This is a genomic window from Clostridium sardiniense (assembly GCF_019753795.1).
Classification (GTDB): domain Bacteria; phylum Bacillota; class Clostridia; order Clostridiales; family Clostridiaceae; genus Clostridium; species Clostridium sardiniense.
The window spans coordinates 116,368-141,756 of sequence record NZ_JAIKTU010000002.1 but is presented as its reverse complement, the minus strand read 5'-3'; the positions used below and the strand labels follow the sequence as shown (position 1 = coordinate 141,756).

24 protein-coding genes are annotated in these 25,389 nt (G+C 26.4%); 21 read left to right on the top strand and 3 right to left on the bottom strand.

The genetic code is table 11. The annotated features are described in order from the left end of the window. Positions 1-50: 50 nt before the first annotated feature. Together K5V21_RS02505 and K5V21_RS02500 are read right to left on the bottom strand one after the other, a co-directional pair. A complete protein-coding gene (locus K5V21_RS02505; protein ID WP_221858861.1) occupies positions 51-1,505 on the bottom strand; it encodes an aminoacyl-histidine dipeptidase in 1,455 nt (484 codons plus the stop codon). Positions 1,506-2,006: 501 nt separating this feature from the next. Then, positions 2,007-3,014: a PLP-dependent cysteine synthase family protein gene (locus K5V21_RS02500; RefSeq protein WP_221858859.1), complete on the bottom strand. Its 1,008-nt coding sequence runs from the start codon at positions 3,012-3,014 to the stop codon at positions 2,007-2,009. A gap of 232 nt (positions 3,015-3,246) precedes the next feature. Between K5V21_RS02500 and K5V21_RS02495 the strand changes: the two genes are divergently transcribed. The 10 genes from K5V21_RS02495 (at position 3,247) to K5V21_RS02450 (ending at position 12,940) form a co-directional block, all read left to right on the top strand. Beyond that, complete coding sequence (locus K5V21_RS02495) at positions 3,247-4,410, top strand: galactokinase (RefSeq protein WP_221858858.1); 1,164 nt, start codon at positions 3,247-3,249, stop codon at positions 4,408-4,410. Between the two features lie 9 nt (positions 4,411-4,419). Next, positions 4,420-5,937: a UDP-glucose--hexose-1-phosphate uridylyltransferase gene (galT, locus tag K5V21_RS02490; protein WP_221858856.1), complete on the top strand. Its 1,518-nt coding sequence runs from the start codon at positions 4,420-4,422 to the stop codon at positions 5,935-5,937. Positions 5,938-6,045: 108 nt separating this feature from the next. After that, a complete protein-coding gene (locus K5V21_RS02485) occupies positions 6,046-7,065 on the top strand; it encodes a LacI family DNA-binding transcriptional regulator (protein WP_221858854.1) in 1,020 nt (339 codons plus the stop codon). Positions 7,066-7,328: 263 nt separating this feature from the next. Then, positions 7,329-7,898: a DUF5317 family protein gene (locus K5V21_RS02480; RefSeq protein ID WP_221858852.1), complete on the top strand. Its 570-nt coding sequence runs from the start codon at positions 7,329-7,331 to the stop codon at positions 7,896-7,898. Beyond that, positions 7,895-8,356, top strand: coding sequence for a hypothetical protein (locus K5V21_RS02475; protein ID WP_221858850.1), 462 nt, complete (start codon positions 7,895-7,897; stop codon positions 8,354-8,356). The genes K5V21_RS02480 and K5V21_RS02475 overlap by 4 nt, the downstream gene beginning before the upstream one ends. Continuing rightward, positions 8,349-9,008: an accessory gene regulator ArgB-like protein gene (locus tag K5V21_RS02470; protein WP_221858849.1), complete on the top strand. Its 660-nt coding sequence runs from the start codon at positions 8,349-8,351 to the stop codon at positions 9,006-9,008. Before K5V21_RS02475 ends, K5V21_RS02470 begins: the two co-directional genes overlap by 8 nt. 5 nt (positions 9,009-9,013) lie before the next feature. Continuing rightward, positions 9,014-9,148 (top strand): cyclic lactone autoinducer peptide, encoded by a 135-nt coding sequence (locus tag K5V21_RS02465; RefSeq protein ID WP_221858848.1) that lies wholly within the window; start codon positions 9,014-9,016, stop codon positions 9,146-9,148. Positions 9,149-9,197: 49 nt separating this feature from the next. Further along, positions 9,198-10,892 carry a bifunctional diguanylate cyclase/phosphohydrolase gene (locus K5V21_RS02460; RefSeq protein ID WP_221858847.1) on the top strand — a complete coding sequence of 565 codons (1,695 nt, stop codon included), beginning with the start codon at positions 9,198-9,200 and terminating at the stop codon, positions 10,890-10,892. Positions 10,893-11,060: 168 nt separating this feature from the next. After that, the gene (locus K5V21_RS02455; protein WP_221858846.1) at positions 11,061-11,498 is read left to right on the top strand and encodes an NERD domain-containing protein; all 438 of its coding nucleotides are present in this window, start codon (positions 11,061-11,063) and stop codon (positions 11,496-11,498) included. Further along, a complete protein-coding gene (locus tag K5V21_RS02450) occupies positions 11,465-12,940 on the top strand; it encodes a DNA/RNA helicase domain-containing protein (protein ID WP_221858845.1) in 1,476 nt (491 codons plus the stop codon). The genes K5V21_RS02455 and K5V21_RS02450 overlap by 34 nt, the downstream gene beginning before the upstream one ends. A gap of 71 nt (positions 12,941-13,011) precedes the next feature. Here the strand turns inward: K5V21_RS02450 and K5V21_RS02445 are convergent, their stop codons facing one another. After that, complete coding sequence (locus K5V21_RS02445; RefSeq protein WP_221858844.1) at positions 13,012-13,551, bottom strand: 50S ribosomal protein L25; 540 nt, start codon at positions 13,549-13,551, stop codon at positions 13,012-13,014. Positions 13,552-13,928: 377 nt separating this feature from the next. Between K5V21_RS02445 and K5V21_RS02440 the strand changes: the two genes are divergently transcribed. From K5V21_RS02440 to K5V21_RS02390, 11 genes are all read left to right on the top strand, one after another. Then, entirely contained in the window at positions 13,929-14,531 is a 603-nt protein-coding gene (locus K5V21_RS02440; RefSeq protein ID WP_221858843.1) for a DUF445 domain-containing protein, read from the top strand. Positions 14,532-14,732: 201 nt separating this feature from the next. Beyond that, entirely contained in the window at positions 14,733-15,290 is a 558-nt protein-coding gene (locus K5V21_RS02435) for a hypothetical protein (RefSeq protein WP_221858841.1), read from the top strand. A gap of 109 nt (positions 15,291-15,399) precedes the next feature. Then, positions 15,400-16,491, top strand: a complete 1,092-nt coding sequence (locus tag K5V21_RS02430; RefSeq protein ID WP_221858839.1) for an HpcH/HpaI aldolase/citrate lyase family protein — start codon at positions 15,400-15,402, stop codon at positions 16,489-16,491. A 7-nt stretch (positions 16,492-16,498) separates the two neighbouring features. Further along, positions 16,499-17,740, top strand: a complete 1,242-nt coding sequence (locus K5V21_RS02425) for a phosphoribosyltransferase domain-containing protein (RefSeq protein WP_245000615.1) — start codon at positions 16,499-16,501, stop codon at positions 17,738-17,740. A gap of 14 nt (positions 17,741-17,754) precedes the next feature. Then, positions 17,755-18,807, top strand: coding sequence for a cysteine protease StiP domain-containing protein (locus K5V21_RS02420; RefSeq protein ID WP_221858837.1), 1,053 nt, complete (start codon positions 17,755-17,757; stop codon positions 18,805-18,807). Between the two features lie 25 nt (positions 18,808-18,832). Next, positions 18,833-19,579: an HAD family hydrolase gene (locus tag K5V21_RS02415; protein ID WP_221858835.1), complete on the top strand. Its 747-nt coding sequence runs from the start codon at positions 18,833-18,835 to the stop codon at positions 19,577-19,579. Between the two features lie 74 nt (positions 19,580-19,653). Next, on the top strand, positions 19,654-21,192 hold the full coding sequence (locus tag K5V21_RS02410) for a YceG family protein (RefSeq protein ID WP_221858833.1): 1,539 nt from the start codon (positions 19,654-19,656) through the stop codon (positions 21,190-21,192). Between the two features lie 23 nt (positions 21,193-21,215). Next, entirely contained in the window at positions 21,216-22,631 is a 1,416-nt protein-coding gene (locus K5V21_RS02405; RefSeq protein ID WP_221858831.1) for a toxic anion resistance protein, read from the top strand. Between the two features lie 750 nt (positions 22,632-23,381). Continuing rightward, entirely contained in the window at positions 23,382-24,005 is a 624-nt protein-coding gene (locus K5V21_RS02400) for a TerD family protein (RefSeq protein ID WP_204595406.1), read from the top strand. 23 nt (positions 24,006-24,028) lie between these two features. Next, on the top strand, positions 24,029-24,685 hold the full coding sequence (locus tag K5V21_RS02395; RefSeq protein ID WP_245000614.1) for a TerD family protein: 657 nt from the start codon (positions 24,029-24,031) through the stop codon (positions 24,683-24,685). A 20-nt stretch (positions 24,686-24,705) separates the two neighbouring features. Next, positions 24,706-25,332, top strand: coding sequence for a TerD family protein (locus K5V21_RS02390; RefSeq protein WP_221858829.1), 627 nt, complete (start codon positions 24,706-24,708; stop codon positions 25,330-25,332). The last annotated feature ends 57 nt before the right edge of the window (positions 25,333-25,389 follow it).

Below are 25,389 nucleotides of genomic sequence, written 5' to 3'. Positions count from 1 at the left end.
TTAGAGAAGTCACTACTAAAATAGTGTAGTGACTTCTATATAATATTTATCTAGTTAATTTCTTTTAAAACTTCTAAAAGTAATTTATACATTCTTTCAGCTGATGATATGCATAAATGCTCATTTGTAGTATGAGCATCGTAAATACTTGGGCCAAAGCTTATCATATCAGTATCTTTCATAGTTTCTTTAAATAGACCACATTCAAGACCGGCATGAATAGCTGAAACCTCAGCACCTTTATTGAATAAATCTTTATATACATTTAGACAAAGTTCTCTTACTTTTGAATTAGGATCATATTCCCATTCAGGGTATTCAGTAAGCTTTTCAAGTTTTGCATTTAGCATTTTAGATATAACTGATAATGTGTTAAATACTTCGTATTTTAAGCTTTTCATAGAACTTCTTATAGAAATTGTGATTTCTATTCCGTCTTTAGTTGTATCTATAACGGCTATATTTAGGCTAGTTTGAACTAAGCCTTTAATATCTTCACTCATGTTTTGTACTCCATTTGGAGAAGCAACTAAAAAGTCTATAACTTCAGAAGTTCTCTTAGAAGTAAATTCTTTATCATCATTTGTGCAGCAACAGTCTGATACTTTAAGTGTTAAACCTGGGTCTGTAACTCTATATTCAGATTTAAAATCTTCTTCCATTTTCTTTACAATGGTATTAACTTTTGAAATATCAGAATCATTTTTTAATGTTATAGAAGCGATACATTCACGAGGAATTGCATTATGTTTTGTACCACCATTAATTTTTACTATATTAAATTCAATAGAAGTTTTTAGTTCAAATAGTAATCTACCCATTAATTTATTAGCATTAGCTCTTTGTTTTACTATTTCTATTCCTGAGTGTCCACCAAGTAAACCTGTTACTGATAATTGAATACACTTTCCGGATTTAGATATTAAATCATTTGAAAAGATTGTTCTAGTATTTATACCACCAGCACATCCAGTTAATAGCACTCCTTCTTCTTCTGAATCTACATTAAGCATTATTTTACCTTTTAAAAGGCTAGTATCTAAAGCCATTGCACCATCCATACCTACTTCTTCAGCAGTTGTAACTACAACTTCTAGTGGGGGATGTGGAATATCATCTGAATCTAATATAGCAAGAGCATAAGCAACAGCTATACCATCATCAGCGCCTAAAGTAGTGTTAGTTGCATATAAGTTATCTCCAACTACTCTTAATTCTAAAGGATCTTTTGAAAAATCATGTTTGCTATCTTCAGTTTTTTCACAAACCATATCCATATGACCTTGAATTATGACTGGAGTTTTATTTTCGTATCCTTTTGTACCAGGTTTTCTAATAATTACATTTAAAGCTTTATCTTGAATAACTTCTAAGTTACGTTTTTTAGCGAAGTTTACAAGATAATCACTTATTTGTTTTTCGTGATATGAGCAATGTGGAATTTTAGTTAATTCTTCAAAAAATCCAAATACTTTTTTGGGTTCTAAATTTTGACATACTGACATAAATATCGCTTCCTTTTGTATGAATATTAATAACAATTTACAAGTAATACTTAAATTTTGAATGGTACTTTATGTAATTTGTTACTTAGGTTAAATAATAGATATAAATAAAAATTAACCTTAAAAAAATTGTAGACATTTACAAGCAAATAATCAATACATTATATCTAAAATTGACTTAATTGATATATTAGTAATAAAATAGTCACAATTGTAAAATGGATTTAATCTTATTATGTAAAAAAGTTAACAATATTATAGTTTATATAAGATAGATATTGATACTTATTAAAAATTATATTTTCATTCTTTTCTATATTTAAAACTTTTACAAGAAAGATATGTAATTATAAAGAAATTATAAAAGGGAAATTAACCTTAAAATAGTATGAAAATAATAAAAGGAAGGAGTTCAGATATTTAACTCCTTCCTTTTATTATTTAAGTTTTATTATTTTATAAATAAAATATCCTAAGGTTAAAATAGTAAAAATTTATATATTATAATGTTCTAATAGATAATAAGTCCACATCTTTAGATAAGAATTCAGTATAAGATATTTCATTTTTCATAAGATCAGTAGATAAATACTTTTTATTATCATCAGGGAATACAGTGACAACTACAGAATTATTATTTTTCTCTAATAATAGCTTTAATGCTCCAATAAAGTTTGCTCCAGATGATATGCCAACTCCGAGACCAAGCTCTTTTGAAAGTTTCTGAGCCATTATAATTGCATCTCCATCCCACACGTCAACTATACTATCTAATTCATACAATTTTACTATTTTAGGAACGAATTCGTCAGATATACCTTGTATTCTATGTGATGAACCAGTATATCCATATGAAAGGGTAGGAGAATTTGCTGGTTCAAGAGGATGAACCTTTATTCTTGAATCTTTACTCTTAAGATATTTTGCTATTCCCATAACAGTTCCACCTGTACCTACTCCCGCAACAAATGTACTAGGTGTTAAATTATGTGATGATAATGACTTATAAATTTCAGGTGCAGTAGTTAAATAATGAGCCATTATATTGTCATTATTATCAAATTGAGATGGTAAGAAAACATTATTATTAGTAAGAGCAAATCTTTTAGCAAGTTCTATGCAGCGTAAGAAACCACCTTCTTGTTTTGAAACTAACTTTATATCTGCACCAAAATTTTTTATTAAGTTTTGTCTTTCAACACTCATCCATTCAGGCATAAAAATAGTAACAGGATGATTTAAAAGACTACCTATTGATGCAAAGGAAATCCCAGTATTTCCGCTTGTTGCTTCAACTATTCTGTCATATGCTTTAAGTTTATTTTCTTTATAAGCTTTTTCAAGGATATAAAGAGTCATTCTATCTTTAACGCTTCCACTGTAATTATAGTACTCCAGTTTAGTGTAGATTTTCATCTCTTTACCCTTATAAGTAAATAAAATTTCTATAAGAGGAGTATTGCCAATAAGTTCTTTCAATGAATTAAATTTATTTTCTATAGAATTCATAAAAACTCTCCTTTTTTATAAGCTTAATATTATGTATGCAGTCTTATATTAATATATTTTAAAATCTAAAAAATGATTTTAAATAGTTAAAATACTAAAAATAATAAGTAAAAATATTAGTAAAAATAAATAAAATTATTAGTAAAAAATAAGTAAAATTTTATTGAAAATGTTTTCTGATGGTGATATTATAGAAATATAAAATAAAAATTTTTAAAGGGTGGGTTGAATTATGAAAAAAGAAATTTTGAATACATTTTATAATATTTTTGGAGACAAGGAAGGTGTAAGAGCATTTTTTTCACCAGGAAGAGTTAATTTAATTGGGGAGCATACTGATTATAATGGCGGGAATGTATTCCCATGTGCCCTTAGCTTTGGTACATACGGAGCTATTTCTTTAAGAGAAGATAAAAAAATAAGAATGTTTTCAAATAATTTCAAAGATTTAGGAATTATAGAATTTGATTTAGAAGGAATAAAATATGAAAAAGATCATGATTGGGCAAATTATCCAAAGGGAGTTATAGATGTCTTAAATAAAAAAGGTCATAAAATAGATAAAGGATTTGATATTGTTATAGATGGAAATATTCCAAATGGTGCAGGACTATCATCATCAGCATCTTTAGAACTTCTTATAGCAGTTATGTTAGACAAGCTTTTTGATCTTAATATAGATAGAGTGGATTTAGTTAAATATTCACAAGAAGCTGAAAATAAATTTATAGGTGTTAACTGTGGGATTATGGATCAGTTTGCTATAGGTATGGGTAAAGATGATAGTGCCATATTACTTGATTGTAATACATTAAAATATAATTATTCAAAAATTGATTTAAAGGATGAAGTCTTAATAATAGCAAATACAAATAAAAGAAGAGGACTTGCTGATTCTAAATATAATGAAAGAAGAAGTGAGTGTGAGACTGCATTAGAAGAACTTAAAACAAAATTAGATATTAATGCATTAGGTGAGGTTAGTATAGAAGAGTTTGAAGAAAATAAAGAATTAATAAAAGATGATATAAGAAGAAAAAGAGCAAAACATGCTGTTTATGAAAATATAAGAACACTTAAAGCGAAGGAAGCTCTAGAAAAGAATGATTTAAATACATTTGGTGATCTTATGAATGCATCACATATTTCTTTAAGAGATGATTATGAAGTTACAGGTATTGAATTAGATACATTAGTAGAGCTTGCATGGGAACAAGAAGGAACTCTTGGATCAAGAATGACTGGAGCAGGATTTGGAGGATGTACAGTATCTTTAGTGAAGAGAGACTGTGCGGAAGACTTCATAAAAAAAGTAGGTGAAGGATATAAAGAAAAGATAGGTTATAATGCTGATTTTTATATTGCAAATATAGGAAGCGGAACTAGAGAAGTGTAGGAGGATATTATGAGTATCTATAGAAATATTGAAAGATTAGTTCAATATGGAATTAAAAATAATTTGATAGAAGATGAAGATAAGATATTTATAAGAAATTCACTTATTGATTTATTTAATTTAGATGAGCTTGAATATGTTAATATAGAAGATGAAAATTTAAACACGCCTACATCTATTTTAAATAATCTATTAGATTATGCTTATGAAAATGGAATTTTGGAATCAAATACTCCAATATATAGGGATTTATTTGATACAAAGATAATGGGTATATTAATGCCAAGACCATCAGAAGTTATTAGAGAATTTAATGGTAAGTATAATGAAAATCCAAAGCTTGCTACAGAATATTTTCATAATATAAGTAAAGCTTGTGATTATATAAGAACAGATAGAATAGCTCAAAATATAGTCTGGAAATCAAATACTGACTATGGAGATTTAGATATAACGATTAATCTTTCAAAACCTGAAAAGGATCCAAAAGCAATAGCAGCAGCAAAAAATTTACCATCATCAAATTATCCAAAATGTCTGCTTTGCAAGGAGAATGAGGGGTATAGCGGAAGAGTTAATCATCCTGCAAGACAAAATCTTAGAGTTATTCCAATGAAGCTTTCTTCAGAGGATTGGTATCTTCAATATTCACCATATGCATATTATAATGAGCATTGTATTGTTTTCTCAGGAGCGCATGTGCCTATGGTTATAAACAAGAATACTTTTGATAGAATACTTGAGTTTGTAGAAAAATTTCCCCATTATTTTGTCGGATCAAATGCAGATTTACCTATAGTTGGTGGATCAATACTTACTCATGACCATTATCAAGGTGGAAATTATACATTTGCTATGAATAAGGCAGAAGATGTATATAAGTTTAAAATAAACTCTTATGAAAATATAGATCTATCAATAATTAAGTGGCCTTTAACAGCTCTAAGATTAAAGGGTGATGATAGAAAGGATTTAAGTATTCTTGCAGATAAAATTTTAAAACATTGGAGAGAGTACAGTGATGAAAGTGTAGGTGTATTAGCTTATAGTGATAAAACTCCACACAACACAATTACTCCAATTGGAAGATTTGAAGATGGAAAATATGTTTTGGATCTTGTTCTTAGAAATAATAGAACTACAGAAGAACATCCTGATGGTATATTCCATCCTCATGAAGAACTTCATCATATAAAGAAAGAAAATATAGGACTTATAGAAGTACTTGGACTTGCCGTTCTTCCAGCTAGATTAAAGGATGAACTTGAAGCTATTAAAGAAAATCTTTTAAGGGATGATGAGAAAGTAACAAATATGGAAATGATGAAAAGTCATTTAGATTGGTTTTATGATATAAAGAAAAAATATTCTTTAATTAATGAAGAGAATGTGCAGGAAATAGTAAATAATGAGGTATCTGAAGTATTTACTAAAGTATTAGAGCATTGTGGAGTCTTCAAATGGGATGATAAAGGAAAAGCTGCAATGGAAAGATATATTGATGTATTAAAAACAGAAATAAATTAATGTAAAGCAGGTTGAAAAATAGGGTAATATTTTTAATATTACCCTTTTCCTTTGATAGTGAAAAGGATTTATTATATAATATTTTTTAAGAAAAGGGGTGACTAAAATTTGGCTACAATTAAAGATATAGCAAAAGAAGCAGGAGTATCAATCTCAACAATATCTAGAATATTGAATTTAGATAAAACACTTAATGTATCAGAAGAGACAAGAAAAAAGGTACTAAAAATTGCTGAAGAGATGAATTATATTACCATAAGGCAAAGAAAGCAAAAAGAAAAGTCATATAAGATAGGAGTTATAAGTAGCTTTGTAGAACTCAAAGAGCTAAATGATCCATACTTCTTATCTATAAGAATGGCTATAGAAAAAAAGTGCAATGAAGAAAATATAGATTTTAAATCTCTTTATATAAATAAAATTTTAGATAATAGTATTAATAATGAAGAAGAATTAGATGGAATAATAGCTGTTGGAATTTTTAAAGAAGAAGAGATAAAGATATTAAAGGCAATAACAAAAAATATAATATTTGTTGATTCATCTCCAGATGAATGGGAATTTGATTCTATAGTAGTTGATTTTAAGCATGGTGTTAATAGTGCTATGAAATATTTATATGAATTAGGGCACAGAAACATTGGATATATAGGTGCTAAGGTAGTTCCACATAATGATATCAATGGAGTAGAGCTTATAAATTATAGAGAAAAGACTTATAGAGAGTTTATGGAAAATATAAATAACTATAGAGATGAATGGGTATATAAGGGTAATTTTACTTTAGAGGATGGCTATGAATTAATGAAAGGTATGTTATCTAATAAAGACATACCTACAGCAGTATTTATAGCTAGTGATCCAATGGCAATAGGAGCTTATAAAGCTATAATGGAAGCGGGATATAGTATGCCAAAGGACATAAGTATAATTGGATTTGATGATATTGTAACTGCAAAATTTTTAACGCCAGCTCTTACAACTATTAAAGTTTATACTGATTTTATGGGAGAAACTGCTGTTAATACATTAATTGAAAGAATAAAAGATGATAGAGAGATGAGTAAAAAAATTGTATTACCAGTTAAACTTATAAAAAGAGATAGTTGTATAAAAACATCAGATTAAAAAGTCTGGTGTTTTTTTATGTATAATAATTATTAATAAAGTATTAAAACCATTACAAATGATATATAGAAAGTATTAATTTATTTAAATATATTAAGTTTTTTTATATATTTTTTAAAGTAAAGTATTAATAATTATATTTAAGAAAAATAATAGCTAAAAGAACAAAAATATAGAAAAAAATAGAAATTTATAGTATAATAAAAAAAAGAAGATTAAAGTAGAAATAACTTATAAAATATAGACAAAAGAGAGGATTTTAAATGCTAGAGACTATATTAGTTGCTTTAATAGTTTGCAAAATAAAAGGATATAAGATAAAGCCTTTATTTAAGAGTTGGACAGTCTATCCTGTAATTTTTATGGAAATCATAACTATTGCTATGCAAGTAAACTTATTCATGGGAAATTATACATTCATAAAATATGGAGAAATATTAAAAATATTATATATATGTTCATATCTACCTATGGTCTTCAAATATAGTCAGTATATAAGCGCCATAATAGGATCTGTATCTGTTATGATTGGTGGACTATTGAATGATATAGCTATAAAAGCAAATGGAGGAATGATGCCAGCATTCCCAAATTTATCATATATAACAGGATATGTAAAGCCTGACTCTTTTGCTAGAGTTAATGATATACATATATTAGGTAGTGCAGATACTAATTTGAAATTCTTAACGGATATATTTGATTTAGGATATAGCATTTTAAGTATTGGTGATATATTTATAAGATTCTATGTTTTTATAATAATATTTAATGTTATAAAGAGTATTAATAAATCTTTAGTTTATAAGACATCTTTGGAGGTAACACAATGACATTACATTTATCTTTTTTTGAGTTTATAGTTAGAGGTATTCCAGAAGCAGTATTATTTATTTTTGCTGTATGTATATTTTCTAGCACTAAAATTGAAATTAAAAAATTTATAATTTCTAGCTTGATTTTATCTGTGGCTACATTTTTAGTAAGAATGTTACCTATTAGCTATGGAATACATACAATACTTAATATAATTATACTTGTTATTATTACAACCGTGGTAGTTAAACTAAGTATAATAGGCTCAATAAGATCCTGTATACTTACAGCTATTTTAATGTTTATTTGTGAAGGAATAAATATGGGATTAATTCAGTTAACACATGGAAGTGAAATAGAGAGAATATTTGCAAACCCTATTTTGAAAACGGTATATGGATTACCATCTTTAATGATATTTGCAATAATATTATTACTATATAAATTTAACAGAAAAGGGATTAAAAGTGTTTAATGTAGAAAGTATATCAAATAAACTAGCGGATAAAATAGTAAAAGAGGTAAATGGCGATGAAGAGAAGAGAGCAGTAATTGCTTATGGAATTTTTGGTATGCTTCAAATAGGAATATCTATACTTTTAGTAATAATTTTTGGAATAATATTTAATATACTATTTAAAGCTCTTATAATGTCCTTTACTATAAGTATTTTAAGAAAATATTCGGGGGGGGTACATGCTAGTACACCAAATACATGCACTGTTATTGGGACATTAATATGTATTATTATACCTTTATTGATATCTAGAACTTTAGTTGATTTTAACGGAGTAGCATTGTTTGGAGTAATAGTTTTTTGTATTTCATATTATTTAATATATAAATTGGCTCCTGTAGATAGTGACAATAAACCTATAAAAAAACTAGAGAGAAGACAAAGATTAAAAAGAAAATCTATAATAATCTTAACTATATACTTAATAATAGTTATAATTTTATTATTTTTATATAAAGATTTAGAATCAAGAAAATTACTTTTATATTGTATGTGTATTTATGCAGGTGTAGTATGGCAAGTATTTTCTCTAACTAAATTAGGACATATAGTATTAGGTAAATTAGATTTTGTTTTTAATAGAATAAATATATTTACAACTAGGAGGTAATAGTGATGAAAAAAATTAACAGTAAACTATTAATGGGGATTGCTACACTTGCAACTGTATTTGCTGGAGCATTAGCTACATCAGCTTGTATGTGGAACTTTTATCAACCAGAAGAGCCAAAGAGCTTAAGAGAAGAATAGAAAAAAAAGATCGGAGATTCCGATCTTTTTAAATATGAGGATAAACAAAATGAGTGATATAGAAAGTAATAAATACAAACAAATAAATGATATAGTAGCAATAGTTAAATTAGCATCTTTATTATTTACGGGAATGATACTTCTCCAATGCTTTTTTAAAGAAAACAAATTTAGAGAAACTATATATACAGAATATAGTGTTATTGGAGCTGGGTTTTTAACATTTTTACTACTATTTATATATATATTATGGTCATTTTCTACATCTTATAAGATGATTAATAGACGTCTAAATGTTATTCAAATATTTGAGACTGTTATATTTATTTTAATATTTACTTTAGCAATAGTAATTTCCGGTGCAAACACTAGTGAATATAAAATTATATTCTTATTTATAATTACAACAACTACTATTCAATCAGGTATGAAGCATGGGATTGTAGTTTCAATAATTTCATCAATTATTATATTAGCTATGGATTTATTATGCATGCCTGGTAGTAATGTTAATGTATATTTTGAGAATGATCTAGTATTGTCTGCGATATTTATGCTTACAGCATGGCCACTTGGTTTTTATGTTAAGATAGAAAGAGAGCACATTGATAATCTTAAAAGTTTAGCTAATGAAGATGGTTTAACTGGAGTTTACAATCATAGATATTTTCATGAAACTTTAACCAACGAAATAGATAAAGCAAAAAATGAAAATAGTAAAGTCTCTATGATATTTATAGATATAGATTATTTTAAACAATATAATGATTTATATGGTCACCAAGAAGGAGACAAAGTGCTTAGGAAGATTGGAGATATGCTAAAGGAAGCAACAAGAGAGAGTGATATTGTTGCTAGATATGGTGGAGAAGAATTCTCCATAATTTTACCTAACACAGATGAAAATGAAGCTACAGATATAGCAGAACATATACGTAGCAATATAGAGAGCACATATTTTGAGGGTCAAGAAAATCAGCCTAATGGAAATTTAACTGTATCAATAGGTATTTCGGTATTTCCAGATAAAGTGAAGAGTGATGTGGAATTAGTAAAAAGTGCAGATGATGCCTTATATAGAGCAAAATTCTTTAATAAAAATAGAGTTGAAAGTTATACTTCAGTCTTAGATGAATTAAAAGATGATATAGATGAGAGTGAAGGAGAATTAGTTACATCAATAAAGGCATTAATAAGTGTAATTAATGCTAAAGATAGATATACTTATGGCCATTCAGAAAGAGTAGTATTTTATAGTAGGCTTCTTGGGGAAAGGCTTGGTCTTAATGAAGAGGATATGAGAACATTAGTATATGGAGCTTACATGCATGATATAGGTAAAATAAACATTTCAAAAGATATTTTAATAAAAAAAATGACACTAACAAATGAAGAGTGGAGTATGTTGAAAGAGCATCCACAAAGTGGGGTTGAAATAATAAAGCCAGTTAAGTCTCTTAGAAATGTTGCTCCAATTATTCTTCATCATCATGAAAAATATAATGGAACAGGATATCCTTGTGGTTTGAAAGGGGAAGAAATACCTTATCTTGCAAGAATATTAACTGTGGTAGACTGTTTTGATGCTATGACTTCTAATAGACCTTATAATAAGAGAAAAACTTATTTGCAAGGAATTGAAGAGATAACAGCATTTAGTGGAATTCAATTCGATCCAGAAATAGCAAAAGTTTTTATAGAAATAATAAAGGAAAATGAAGCTGATTTAGATCGATTATCATAGGATATATATTGCCTTAAGAAGAAGAGTTCTTTTGAATACTTCTTCTTAAGGTGTTTTTTTATATAATTATTTACAAAATTTTCTAAATAAAGAAGGAAATTGGAGTAAAGAGTAGAAGTTATATAATAATATAATTATTTGTAAGATATGGTATGGGGGAAATTTTATATGTCAATTTTATATCAAAAAAATATAGATGAAATTGCATTAATTCCTAAGGATGGAGAAATGGGCTTAGCAGAATATTTAAGAGATAATTTAGATGAAAGTTTTTATATATTTTTTAAACCTAATATAAATGGAGATAGACCATCAGTTGTTATATTAAAAAAAGGATCAGGAATTATTATAATAGAAGTTAAAGAATTCAATCTTGATGAATATGTATATGTAAATGGTGGGTATGCAGGAGCATATGGAGTTATAATATCAAAAGATAAAAGTGAGATTCCTCTTATAACACCTTTTGAAAAGGTTATGGGCTACAAGGAAAATTTGTATAACTATCATATAGAAGAACTAACTAAGAAATCCTTAATTGATGCTAATTATAGTAATTTGGTAAAACGGCTGTGTACTTTCACAACTCAACAGAAGAAGAAATAAAACTTAAATTTAGCAATAATACAAAAGAGATGAGGTCTATTAAGATATGGGGAGTAGACTCTAATATTGTAGAGGATATAAAAAGTAGTCTTATAGAAAATAAATTATTTGATGATAAGTTATATGAACAGTGTTTTGATAGATTTAGAGTTAAGTATCATGGAGGAGAAGAGGGTAAATTTAGCATATTAGAAAAAAAGAAAAGAAATTTAATGAGAAGCAAAAAAGGAGCAAATATAAAAATAAAAGGTATAGCTGGTAGTGGAAAAACAGTATTACTTGCAAATAGGGCAGTTGGAGCAGTAATAAGAAAAAAAGGAAAATGTAGAATACTTATATTAAGTTATAATATGACATTAAGAAATTATATTAAAGATAAAATTGGAGAAGTAAGAGAAAATTTTTACTGGAATGTTTTTGATATAGTACACTTTAATATGTTTATTAAACAAAAAGCTTATGAATGTGGAATAGAAATAAAGAGAAATTTAGAAAATATTATAAATGATGAGACTTATAGATTATTTAACGAAGTTATATCAAAGGAAGATAAGTATGATGCAATATTTATAGATGGAGTTCAAGACTTTAAAAGGGAGTGGCTAGACTTATTAAAAGATGTATTTTTAAAAGAAGATGGAGAATATGTGATATTTGGAGATGAAAAACAGAATATATATAATAGAGCTTTAGATGATAAAAAAAGAGTTATAACAAATATAAAGGGAAGATGGAATGAACTTACAAAATCATATAGGGTATCAACTAATATAGCAAATTTACTTAGGGAGTTTCAAAAAGAATTCTTTTTAAATAAATATGAATTAGATAATATTGAGATTGAGGAACAAATAGGACTTGCAATAAATGAAGATGAAGTAAGATATATGTATAATATTAAATTAGATTATTTAAATGTATTTGATATTAGTAAGAAATTTTTTGATAGCAAGAAAATAAATTATAATGATACCTGTATTATTGGAGACTCTATAGATGAACTTAGAGAAATGGAGTATTATGCAAGAAAAAAATATTTCATAAAGGTAGAGAGAATGTTTGAAACTAAAGAAGAGTTTATTTATGTTTCATCCCTTAGAAATAGTAAGGAAAAACTAGAACTTTTAAGAGAGAGTAGACGATTTAATTTCTTTACACAAGGGGAAGAAATTAAAATGTGTACAACTGAAAGTTTTAAAGGCTGGGAAATAGATAATCTAGTTCTTATAATAGATAGAGAGGATAAAAATACAGAACTTATATATACTGCAATTACAAGATGTAGAAAGAATTTATTAATAATAAATAGAGGAAATGAAGAGTTTCATGAATTTTTTAATAAAATAAAAAATGAAAAGATATTAAGTAGATTTGAAATTATGAATAAAGTAGAGAAAAATAAAGTTGATGTAGAAAATTTACTAATAATATATAATAATTAGACTTAAAAAGATAAAGTAAGGAGCATGTACATAAGGCGAATTATACCCTATGTGCATGCTCCTTCAATATATTAAGCATTTACAACAGCTAAAATTGTATCTGGATCAGTTACTAATTCTACACCTGATGGGATACAAATATCTTTAGCAAATACTTTATCTTCAAAATTTAAACCAGAAATATCATATTCAATTAGCTCTGGTATTTTTTCTACATTTCCATGGAATTCTAAGTCTGGAGTACATATTTCAAATATTAAATTTTTACTTTCTAGACTTTCCTCACCTAAGAAATTAACTGGAATTTTCATTTTAACAATTTCATTATGTTCTACAGACTGGAAGTCAACATGAATAACTTCTCCAAGATTACTTTTTTGTATGTCTTTTACTACACAATTTTTAATTTCTCCATCAATATCTAAAGGAATAATTGAGCCTCTAGTATTTTCTTTGAACAATCTTAAAAGAGTAGTAAATGGAATTTTTACTGGAATAGTATCAGTTAAAGATTCTCCATAAACAATACATGGTACATATCCATCTCTTCTTAATTTGTTTGTTTTTTCATTTGACGTTCTTTTACTTATCTTAAATGCTTTTTCTTTCATAATAAATTCCTCTTTTCTTTTATAAATAATAAGTGATTTTATCAAGGTATAAGCAGCTTAAGAGTTTTAATATTTATATCGATATTTAGTAAACTGTTTAGTGAACTGCTATAGCACTTGAACGCTAAATTCCACCATTTACATACGCCTCCTTCGATATGATATAGCTATATTATAACATAAATAATTAAAATATTTCATTTAAAGACAAATATAGTAAAAAGTTAATTAAATATATGATTTAAATTTAATATTGATGAAAAAGTGATAGAGTTTTATAACTTTTTAAATATTTATATTAATTAAATTGTTAGTAGACTAATTTTTAAGATTATTGTAATCTATATAATGTGAAATTTTATTAGGAGGAATTACAAATGAATACAGTAGTTTTAATAATTGTACTAGCTTTAGTTGGGGGAATTATAGGATGGATTACAAATGTTTTAGCTATAAAGCTAATGTTTAGACCAATAAATCCAATAAAAATACCAATACTAAATATAGAAATAATAGGACTTATACCAAAAAGAAAAAAAGAAATAGCAAAGAATATTGGAGAAGTTGTTTCAAATGAATTATTATCAGTAGATGATATAATTAATTCATCTATAAATGAGAATGATAAAGAAGACTTAAATAACTATATAAAAGATAAAATAAGAAATTTAGTAAATGAAAAAATGGATTTTATACCTGCGCCTTTTAGAATGATGGTACAAGGTCCAGTAGATAAAATTATAAATGAAGAAGTAGATGGTGCTTTAGAAGAATTAGAAGAAAAGATGCTTATAAAGGTTAAGGAAAGAATAGACATAGAAAAAATAGTAGAAGAGAAGGTAAATGAATTAGATCTTTTAGAACTTGAAAGAATTATAATAAGTGTTGCTAAAAAAGAGTTAAAGCATATAGAAATATTAGGTTTTTTCTTAGGGGGAATTATAGGCTTAATTCAAGGTATTATAGTTACTTTAATTTAATATTACATAATAAATAGAAAATAAAGTTAAAAAGTGAGATTATGATAAATTTTTGAATATTATAATCTCACTTTTTTTGCTTTACTTGTTTAAGTTAATAATAATCATAAAAGGATAATATATACTTAGTGTATATATTATGGTAAAATTGATACTAAATAAAGTGGGTATTTAGACTTTATATAATTGGAGGTATGAGAGATGTTATTTAAAAATATTAAAAATATGACTGAATCTATAGGGAAAAATGTATCAGACTTAGCTAATACTATTGCAGTTACTACTAGAGAGCAAGATAAGATAAATATTATGGAAAAAGAAATAAAGTGTTTAAATCTAGAGATAAAATCAGTTTATGCAGAGATTGGGGAAAGATTTGTAGAACATAAAAATTTAAATAATGAAATTGGGACATTTAATGTTGACGATGTTTTAAATACTTTGGATTCAAAAATAGCTAAAAGAGAAGAGCTTAAGGCTAAAGTAGTAGAAGCATCAAAAGAATTAAATGATAAACTAATCCTTCAAGAAAAGAAAAAAGTAAAAGAACAGTTTGAGAGCGAGAAGGAAAAATTAGATAAAGCTCTTGCTATGGATATAATAAATAAAGATGAATACCTTAAAAAATTGAAAGTTCATGAAAATAAAGTTATATATTTTGATGAAATAAAAAATATAGAGAAACAATATGAAATCAAAATAATATCATATGATGAAAAAAATGAAAAGATAAAATCTATACTAGACAGAGATGAGTAAAGGGACATTAAATTAAGAAGTATATGTAAATAAAGAGAGTCGGTCTATATAATTTATTCTATAGATCGACTTTGTATTTTATCATTTATATGAAAGAAGGCTGGATTAAGTGAAGTATTTTAATGAGGTTTTAAAGGGCATATTCTACAAAGAACCAGGAAATTTTAATAAATATATAGATAAAGAAGTTTTAAAGTATTGTTTAGGGGCGAATATGTATATGAGCGCTACAAAAAATATTTTGGAAAAAATAAAGAATAAAGAATTTAAAAATATAGGATGTATAACTCTTTGTTTTGAGGATGCAACTAAGGAAAGTGAAGTTAATTTTGCAGAAGAGAATGTATTAAAGTTATTCGGTGATATATGCAAGCTTTTGAAAGAAGGAGATTTAAATGATGAAGATTTACCTTTAATATTTTTAAGAGTAAGAGGTATAGATCAATTCAATAAATTTTCAAGTAGCCTAACAAAAGATCATACTAATATTTTGGCAGGATTTATATTTCCAAAGTTTAACTCAAACAATGGAGAGGAATATCTTTTCCATTTAAAAAAATTAAATGATAAATATGAAACAGTATTATATGGAATGCCTATAATTGAAGATGAAAAGGTTATATATAAGGAATTTAGGTATTTAGAATTAGATAAAATTAGGTCATTATTGGAGCCATATAAGAATTTAATATTAAATATAAGAGTTGGAGGAACAGATTTTTCTTCTAAATTTTCTTTAAGAAGAACTGTAAGTACATCGATATATGATTTAATGGTAGTTTCTGATTGTTTAACTGATATTTTAAACTTTTTTACAAGAAACACTGATAATTATATTATTTCAGCTCCAGTATTTGAGTATTTTTCAAAAGATATAAATTCAAAAGAGGTACAAGGCTTACTAAAAGAAATTGAACTTGATAAAGTAAATGGATTCTTAGGAAAAACAGTTATACATCCAGCACAAGTGAAATATGTAAACTCAATGTATGTTGTAACTTATGAAGAATATATTGATGCAACAAACATAATAGAAAATTCTGAAGTGGGTGGAGTTTTTAAAGGGGAAAATAATAATAAAATGAATGAAGTTTTACCTCATTTAAATTGGGCAAGAAAAGTAATTCTTAGGTCAGAAGCTTTTGGAGTATTAAATGAAGGTATATGTAATTATGATTTATTAAAGAAAGAGATGGTATAGGAGTATTATGAGTATAGATATAAATATAGATAAAAATGTTTATGACATTAATTTAGATGATCTAATAATTATGGGTAAAAGAATAAATAATAAGCTTAGAAATTTTCTGTTTATTAGCAAGGTACTTGGAAAACATATTGAAGTAAAAGCAGACGTATGCAAGGCAATAGGAATTCTTCTTGCCTCTCTTACGTACAAGCCATCTAGTGAAGAATTAGAAGATTTAAAAGATATATTAGCATATATAAAATCTACTAATTATATTGATGAGCATATTAAAGATGTAATTGATAAATTCACTTTTAATACTAGAGGTGAGAAAGTCTGTGTACTAGGATTTGCAGAAACTGCAACAGGCCTTGGTATGGCAGTTGCTTCATCAATAGAAGATTCTTATTATTTAACAACAACTAGAGAGAATATAACAGGAATTAAGTCTCTTGTTAATTTTGAAGAAGAGCATTCTCATGCAACTATGCATAAGTGTTTTCCAATATCAAAAGAAGATGTAATTAATAAAGATAGAATGATATTAGTTGATGATGAGATAACAACTGGGAAATCAATGATCAATATTATAAGAGAATTATCTAATGTAACTTCAATAAAGAAATACACAATACTTAGTATATTAGATTGGAGAAGTTCAATAAATAAAGAATTAATGAATTCTTTAGCTCTTGAAAAAGGAATAGATATAGAAGTATTATCGCTTATAAGTGGAAATATAAGTATAAATGACAATAGTGTATTTTACAATTACATAGATAATGAAATAGAGGAAAAAACATCAGTAAATAACCTTAATGTATTGGATAGAATTCAGATTAAAAGTGAGGCTGAAAATGTGGATTACTATAAAGATAGTGGAAGGTTTGGAGTAAATCAAAAAGATATTATGCTTTTAGATAAAAAATGTGAAAGCATAGCTAAGATGATTGAAGATGATATAGAAGATAGTGATAAAATATTAATTCTAGGACATGGAGAAAATATTTATATACCTAGTAAGATTGCATCATATTTAAAAAATGATACTTATTTTAAATCTACTACAAGAAGTCCTATATTTTGTGAGAATATAGATGAATACCCAATAAAGACTACACATGTATTTTATGATTCTGGTATTAAGTATTATATGTACAATAAAGAAGACATTGAAAAGAGATATGATAAGGTTATTCTTATTACAGAAAATGATTTAAATATGAAATTAACATCAAATATACTTATATATAAAATATAGATTGGGAGGCAGCTATGAAATTAGTTAAGAGTAGCTATAAGGAAGATGTAGTATTTCTTTTAAAAGATTTATCTAAAGAGATAAATGAGATTACAGTTGAAGAGAAAGAGAAGCTTATAAATAGTGGAATAAATTATTCAGAATTTATTTCGAAGGAAAGTATACCAAGCAAAGAAATGATAGAGATATTTTTAAGTCTTCTAGAAGATAAAAAAGAAGAAATAGCAAAATATGTAGAAATAATTTCAGATACTATATTTAAAGAAAAGGGTGAGAAGTTAGTAATAGTATCTCTTGCAAGAGCAGGAACACCTTTTGGAATACTTATTAAAAAGTACATTAAATTTAAATACAATATAGATATACCACACTATAGTATATCTATAATTAGAGGTAAGGGAATAGATTTTAATGCTTTGAAATTTATATTAAAAGAGCATAAAGGTGGATTAATACAATTTGTTGATGGATGGACTGGAAAGGGATCAATAACTAAGGAGTTAGATAAATCGATAAAGTTATTTAATAGAGAGTTTGGAGAAAATGTTTCAAGTGGACTAGCTGCTATAGCTGACCCTGCTATGCTATGTACAGTATGTGGAACTAGAGAAGATATAGCGATTCCAAATTGTTGCTTAAATTCTACTGTGAGTGGACTTATAAGTAGAACTATTCATAATGATAAATATATTAATGAGGATGATTTTCATGGAGCTAAATATCTGGATTATTTAGAAGAGTATGATTTCTCAAATGAATTTATAAAGAAAATTGAAGAATGCTTTAAAATAGAAGATTATGATATGGCAAAATATAAAAGAGAGAAAACAGCAGAAAAAATTGTACAAGATGTAAGAGAAGAGTTTGATGTATCGGATATAAATAAGATAAAGCTTAGTATCGGAGAAGCATCTAGAGCTCTTTTAAGAAGACAGGTTAGGTGTATATTAATAAAGGACATAGAAGAGAAAGATGTAAAGCATATAATTCAGCTTTCAAAAGAAAAGGATGTTAAAGTTTTAAAATATGATAAAACCCATTATGAATGTATTGCTATTATAAAATAATAAATTAAAAGGGGAATGCAAAGATATGGGAAAAATAAATTTTATAACAGACTTAGATAGAACTATAGTACATTCAAAGAATAAAGGCTTTAAATGTGTTGAACATATAGGGGATAGAGAAATAACCTATATGACAGAAAAAAGTTACAATAAACTTCAAAATATGCTAAAAGAAAATATTATTGAATTTATACCTTGCACTATGAGAAATATAGATCAGACCTTAAGAATCAATTTTATAAAAGAATATAATCCTAAACTTATTATATGTACAAATGGAGCACAGATATATAGGAATGGAGTACTAGACTATGAGTGGGACTTAAAAATGAAAAGTTTAGTTAAAAAAGAAGAGGTAGAAGATAGTATAGAACTTATCAGAAGTTTAAACATAAAAAATACAGAAATTAGAAATATAGAAGATTTTTATATTACGGTAAAATGTGAAACTGTTATTGATGCTAAAGAAGGTGCGAGTATTTTGATTAAATACTTTAAATCACCTTATAAAGTAATGCAAATAGGAGTTAAGATTTTTATAATACATGAGAAAATAGATAAGATACATGCTGTTGATTATGTTATAGAAAAGTTTGATATAAATAATGTATTTACAGCTGGAGATAGTGAGGTTGATATTGAATTCACAAGGAGAGGCATATGTATTCTCCCAAAGCATAGTATATTTAAACATGATGATGCCATAATTACAGAGAAAGATGGTATATATTCTACAGAAGATATTTTAGATATATTAGAAAGTCATATGTAAATTAAGGAATAAAATATTGATATTATTGGATATACTGTTATAAAATATAATTGTGCATGGGAGGAGTGATCATAATGACTATAAATTTACAGACTATAATTCACTCTATGTTTAGAAGCAAATATGATAGAAGAAATAATGGTGAATTCAGACCATATTTTTATAGATTTATAGGGGTAGAGGATACTGAAAACTATGATAATTTGTTAAAAACTATTGAAGTGAAGTGTGATGAAATTTCTGATAGAAAATTAATTTTTGATAATGGAATTCCTTTAAATGGAGAGATGGAACTTATTGAGTATATATATAATGAGTTATCTTCTATGAATATATATAACATGGCCAATGAGGATATTATTATATTTAATGATAGTCAGGTTAATAATATATTTTTAAGAGCTATGGACTATGTTATTCCACTTTCAGTTAAAAATGAAAATTTCTTTAGTGATAATGTAAGAAATAATTTCATTACAAAGTTGATTGTTTGGGCATATTCCTATTTAAGAGAAATTAATTTTAATGATGACATAAATCCAAAGTGTATTTTTTATGGGAATATAGAAAGACACGAAGTATATTTTTTAATGATTTTATATTTAATGAATTTTGATGTAATCTATATTAATCCGTTAAAAGAAGAATATTTTGAAGGAATTGATACAGATAAGCTTAGCACAGAAATTAAGAAAATGAACATACTAGATGTTAAAAGTTTTAGTGAAAGAACTTCAATGGGAAGAGTAATAGAAAATAATGAGACTTTAACTAAAAAGCTTCAAAGAGATGTAAGAGAAGAATTGTTTACTAATACAGGAATGTATGTCCCTTGGCAATTTAGAGGGAAATATACAAAAAGTGTATTATTAAATGGAATAGATGAAGATATATTTATATATTGGAATGAACCAGCAAAATTAAGAGAAGGATTTAAGACATCAACTGAAACGGTTAAAGTTCCATGTTTTTTCCAAAAGTTTGATGGGGAATATTTAGATAAAGATAAATATTATAAATTAGTAAAGCACTGTACAGATTCTACAAACACCTTATTTTTTAATAATGGAGATATATCAGAAGATGTAGAAGTTACAGATGATATGTTTCAACTAATGTTCTGTCAATTAAGTGATGGAACATTTGATATTGAAGAGATAAAGAAGCTTCCAATATATAAATTTTCTAAATATAGTATAGAAGTTCAGGATCTACTTTTAAATAAATTTAATGAGGTACTATTAGATAAAACATTGTTTGTAGAACCACTAGATAAAAATACAATTTTGAAATTATTGGTTTTAGTAATTTCTTTAAATAAAAATATTGTTAGATTAATTGATAACTTTGATTTTACATCAAATATTCCAAAGATAGTTATATACTTAAATGGAGAAGATGAAATTAATGATGATATAACAAGATTACTTGCATATTTACATATTGTAGGAATCGATATAGTAATCTTCAATCCATCAGGACTATATAATATATGTAAAATTATAAGAAAAGATAGAGTAAATATAATTAGATTAGAAGAAATGAATTACAAATCAAAATATAAAAAGCTTGAACCTGTAAATAACAGTATTTTTTCTAGATTGTTTAAATAAATATTTAAGGAGAATTGAGAAGAATGAATGATAATGATATGAATATGATGGGCAATGAAGATATGATAAATAACCAAGATATGATGGGTAATCAAAATATGATGGATAACCAAAACATGATGAATAATCAAAATATGATGGATAAGCAAAACATGATGAATAATCAAAATATGATGGATAACCAAAACATGATGAATAATCAAAACATGATGAATAATCAAAATATGATGAATAATCAAAACATGATGGGTAACCAAAATATGATGGGTAACCAAAATATGATGGGCAATCAAAACATGATGGGTAATCAAAACATGATGGGTAATCAAAATATGATGGACAATCAAGGTATGATGAATGGGTATGGCCATCAGCAAACAACTCAAGAAGCTAATATTATGGAAAATGCAGAAGCGTATAAGAGTAGATTAAGACAATTGTCAGAAGTACAAGCCTTGACAAGTGAAGTTGAAATAGCTAATCCTAATTCAATAATTCAATTTGGCCAACAAGCTAGTTCGAATATATCAAAAATTTCAGATGAGCTTTTAAGTTCTATGAAAGAAGTTAAATCAGAAGAAGTTAGTGAGATGCTAGTTCATTTAACAAAGATAATGGACAAGTTTGATGTGAAAGAACTTGAAGATATAAAGGAACCATCTTTTATTGGAAAGATATTTAAAGCAGCTCAGACAAGTGTAGCTAAACTTTTCCAAAAATATGACACTATGGGATTGGAAGTTGAAAAAGTATATGTGTTGTTAAAGAGATATGAATCTGAAATAAGAGAGTCTAATAATAAGCTTAAAAGATTATATGACGGAAACATAGAGTTTTATCAATTACTAGAAAAGTATATAGTTGCTGGTGAAATGGCAATAGAAGAAATTAATTTATATATAAATCAATATGAATATAATAATCAAATAAATCAAGAAGAAAAACAAATGATGGTACAAAAGCTTGAGACAGCAAAGGAAATGTTAGATCAACGTGTGTATGATTTAAGAATAGCTGAAAATGTTGCAATACAGGCTGTACCTATGATTCAAAATATTCAAATGTCAAACTTTAACTTAATGAGAAAAATAAATTCATCATTTATCATAACATTACCTATATTTAAGCAATGTTTAGCTCAAGCTATAATATTAAAAAGACAAGAAATACAAGCTAAGTCAATTAAACAATTAGATGATAAAACAAATGAGCTTATACAAAGAAATGCTGCAAATACAGCTACTCAGTCAGCTAATATTGCAAGGATGGCATCTACAAGCTCAATCAGTATAGAAACTCTTGAAAAGTCTTACAATACTATTATGAAAGGTATTGAAGAAACAAGAGCGATTCAAGAAGCAAATAAGCAACAAAGAGGCCAAAATGTTGTAAAACTTGAAAGTATTAAGCAAGATATGAAAAAGACTATAAAACTATAATTCATATAAAAGGAATCTAAATTATAGAATATATAAGCTTTAAGAGTAAGGTAAGTTATATAAGAGATACCTTACTCTTTTTTGTATCTATAATTATTGATATTATATTTTAAATTGATTTACTTATATAAGTCTGCTGCAAGGTTTATTAACATAGTATGCTTTATAACTTCAAAAAATATTGATACATTTCTCCAATTGACATCAACTAATTATTTAGGGATAGATGTACTTATAATAGTATGTATTACAAACATGGCGGTAGGAATACAAAAACATTCACACGAAAGAGTTGTATAAACAGCTGAAAAAGTTTAAGCTGATTTGTGCAAATTGGTAGCTAAGATAATAGAAAATAGAGAATAAAAATTTATTTTGGAGGAGTTCTTAAAATAGAAAAAGTTACAAATACTGTATAAATAAGTAATTTAAATCAAAAATTATCAACAGATTAAAAGCAGTAAGAAAACAAAACAAATCCTATATCTTAAATTATAAGATATAGGATTTGTTTTATAAGTAGATAGAATCACTATATAATTTTAACATTACTAGTCTAATTTCCGAATAATTATTACAATAATGTATATTTATTTATTAATATATAAAAAATGTTATAAATTGCAATATATTGACATGAAGATACTATATGTTAAAATGAAATTAGTTATTAAATATAGTTATTATGTATGATAAAACTAGTAGTTAATAATAAATTTTATATTATATATCTAATTTGGGAGGGATATTATGGCTATAAACTTAGGTGGAAATTTTAATCCAGGAATGACAAATAATCAAAATTCAGTAGGAGCATTAAATTTAAAGAAAAATGACGTTTTAAATTTAACTAAAAAGGAACCAGGACTTGAGCAAGTAATACTAGGTGCTGGATGGGACGTAGCAGAAACCGGTAATAGTTTTGATTTGGATATATCAGCATTTTTATTAAACGCAAATGGAAAAGTAACTGATGTACAACAAAATGTTATTTTCTTTAATAACATGCAAGGACAAGGTATCCTTTTAGAAGGAGATAATAGAACAGGAGCTGGAGATGGTGATGATGAAAGAATTCAGATTGATTTATCACAAATAAGTCCAGCAGTTCAAAAAATAGTTTTCGTAGTAAGTATATTTGAAGCTATGAGCAAGAGACAAACTTTTGGAATGGTTGAGAATTCTTTTGTAAGATTATTAGATGCAAAAAATGGTGAAAGAGAAATCTGTAGATTTAATCTAAAAGAAAATAGTTCAACTGCAACTTCAGTAATATTTGCAGAACTTTATAGAAATAATGGAGAATGGAATTTTAAAGCTATAGGAGAAGGTAAAATAGCAGACTTAAATGGTATATTAAATTTATATATGTAATATAAGATTGGAGAATGTGAGATATGTTTGGACTTTTTAAGAAAAAATTAAATGAATTAGAAAATAAGTCTATCGAAAATACAAATACTCAAAATGTAAATACTCAAAATATGGGACAAGGTATATTAAATCTTCAAAAAAATGATATTCTTGATTTAACAAAAAGAAATCCATCTCTTAATAATGTGATAGTTGGTGCTGGCTGGGATGTTAGTAGAAGAGGAGCAGATATCGATTTAGATTTAGTAGCTCTACTATTAGATGGAAATGGTAAGCTAATCAAGAAAAAAGGATTAGTATATTTTGGGTCAAAGAAATCACAAGGGATATATTTAACAGGAGATAACTTAACTGGAGAAGGTGATGGTGATGATGAGAGAATAATAGTTACATTATCAAATCTTCCACAAGAGTGTACAAAGGTTATTTTTTCAGTAGTTATATATGGTGCAAAAAGAAGAAGACAAAATTTTGGAATGGTACAAAACTCATATGTTAGATTACTAGATGCAGATAATAGAGAAAAAGAAATTTGTAGATTTAACCTAATGGAAAACGGTGGAGATAATACAGGAATATTATTTGCAGAGTTATATAGAGACGGATCAGATTGGAACTTTAAAGCATTAGGAAACCTATTACAAATAACAATAGAAGATTTAGAAAGAGAATATAGATAATTTACTAAGGAGTGAAATAGATGGGAATAAATTTAGGTAACTTAGGTGGTAATTCACCTTTAAATAATAGTAATAATCAAGCAGCAAATATTTTAAATTTAGAGAAGAATACAGTTTTAGATTTAACAAAAAGAAATCCAGGTCTTGAAAAAGTAATACTTGGAGCAGGATGGGACATAGCAAGTGGAGGAACAGATTTTGATTTAGATATAGCTGCATTTATGCTTGATGCTAATAATAAGTTTAATACTGTGTCCAATGTGATATTCTTCAACAATAAAGTAGGACAAGGAATTCAATTAGGAGGAGATAATAGAACTGGAGCTGGGGATGGAGATGATGAAAGAATCTCTATTGATTTAGGCGCCGTAAGTTCAGAAATACAAAAAATTGTATTTGTAGTTACTATAGATAAGGCTAGAGAAAAAAGACAAACATTTGGAATGATTAATAATTCATATGTTAGACTATTGGATGTGAATAATGGGGAGAGAGAAATCTGTAGATTTAATTTAAAAGAAAATGGATCTACAGCAACTTCAATAATATTTGCAGAACTTCATAGGGATGCTGGAGAATGGCAATTTAAAGCTATAGGAGAAGGTAAAATAGCAGACTTAAATGGAGTTTTAGCATTATATCAATAACATTATAATAATTACATGGGTTTGGGTTGAAATACTATGTTAATCTGAAAAGATTGA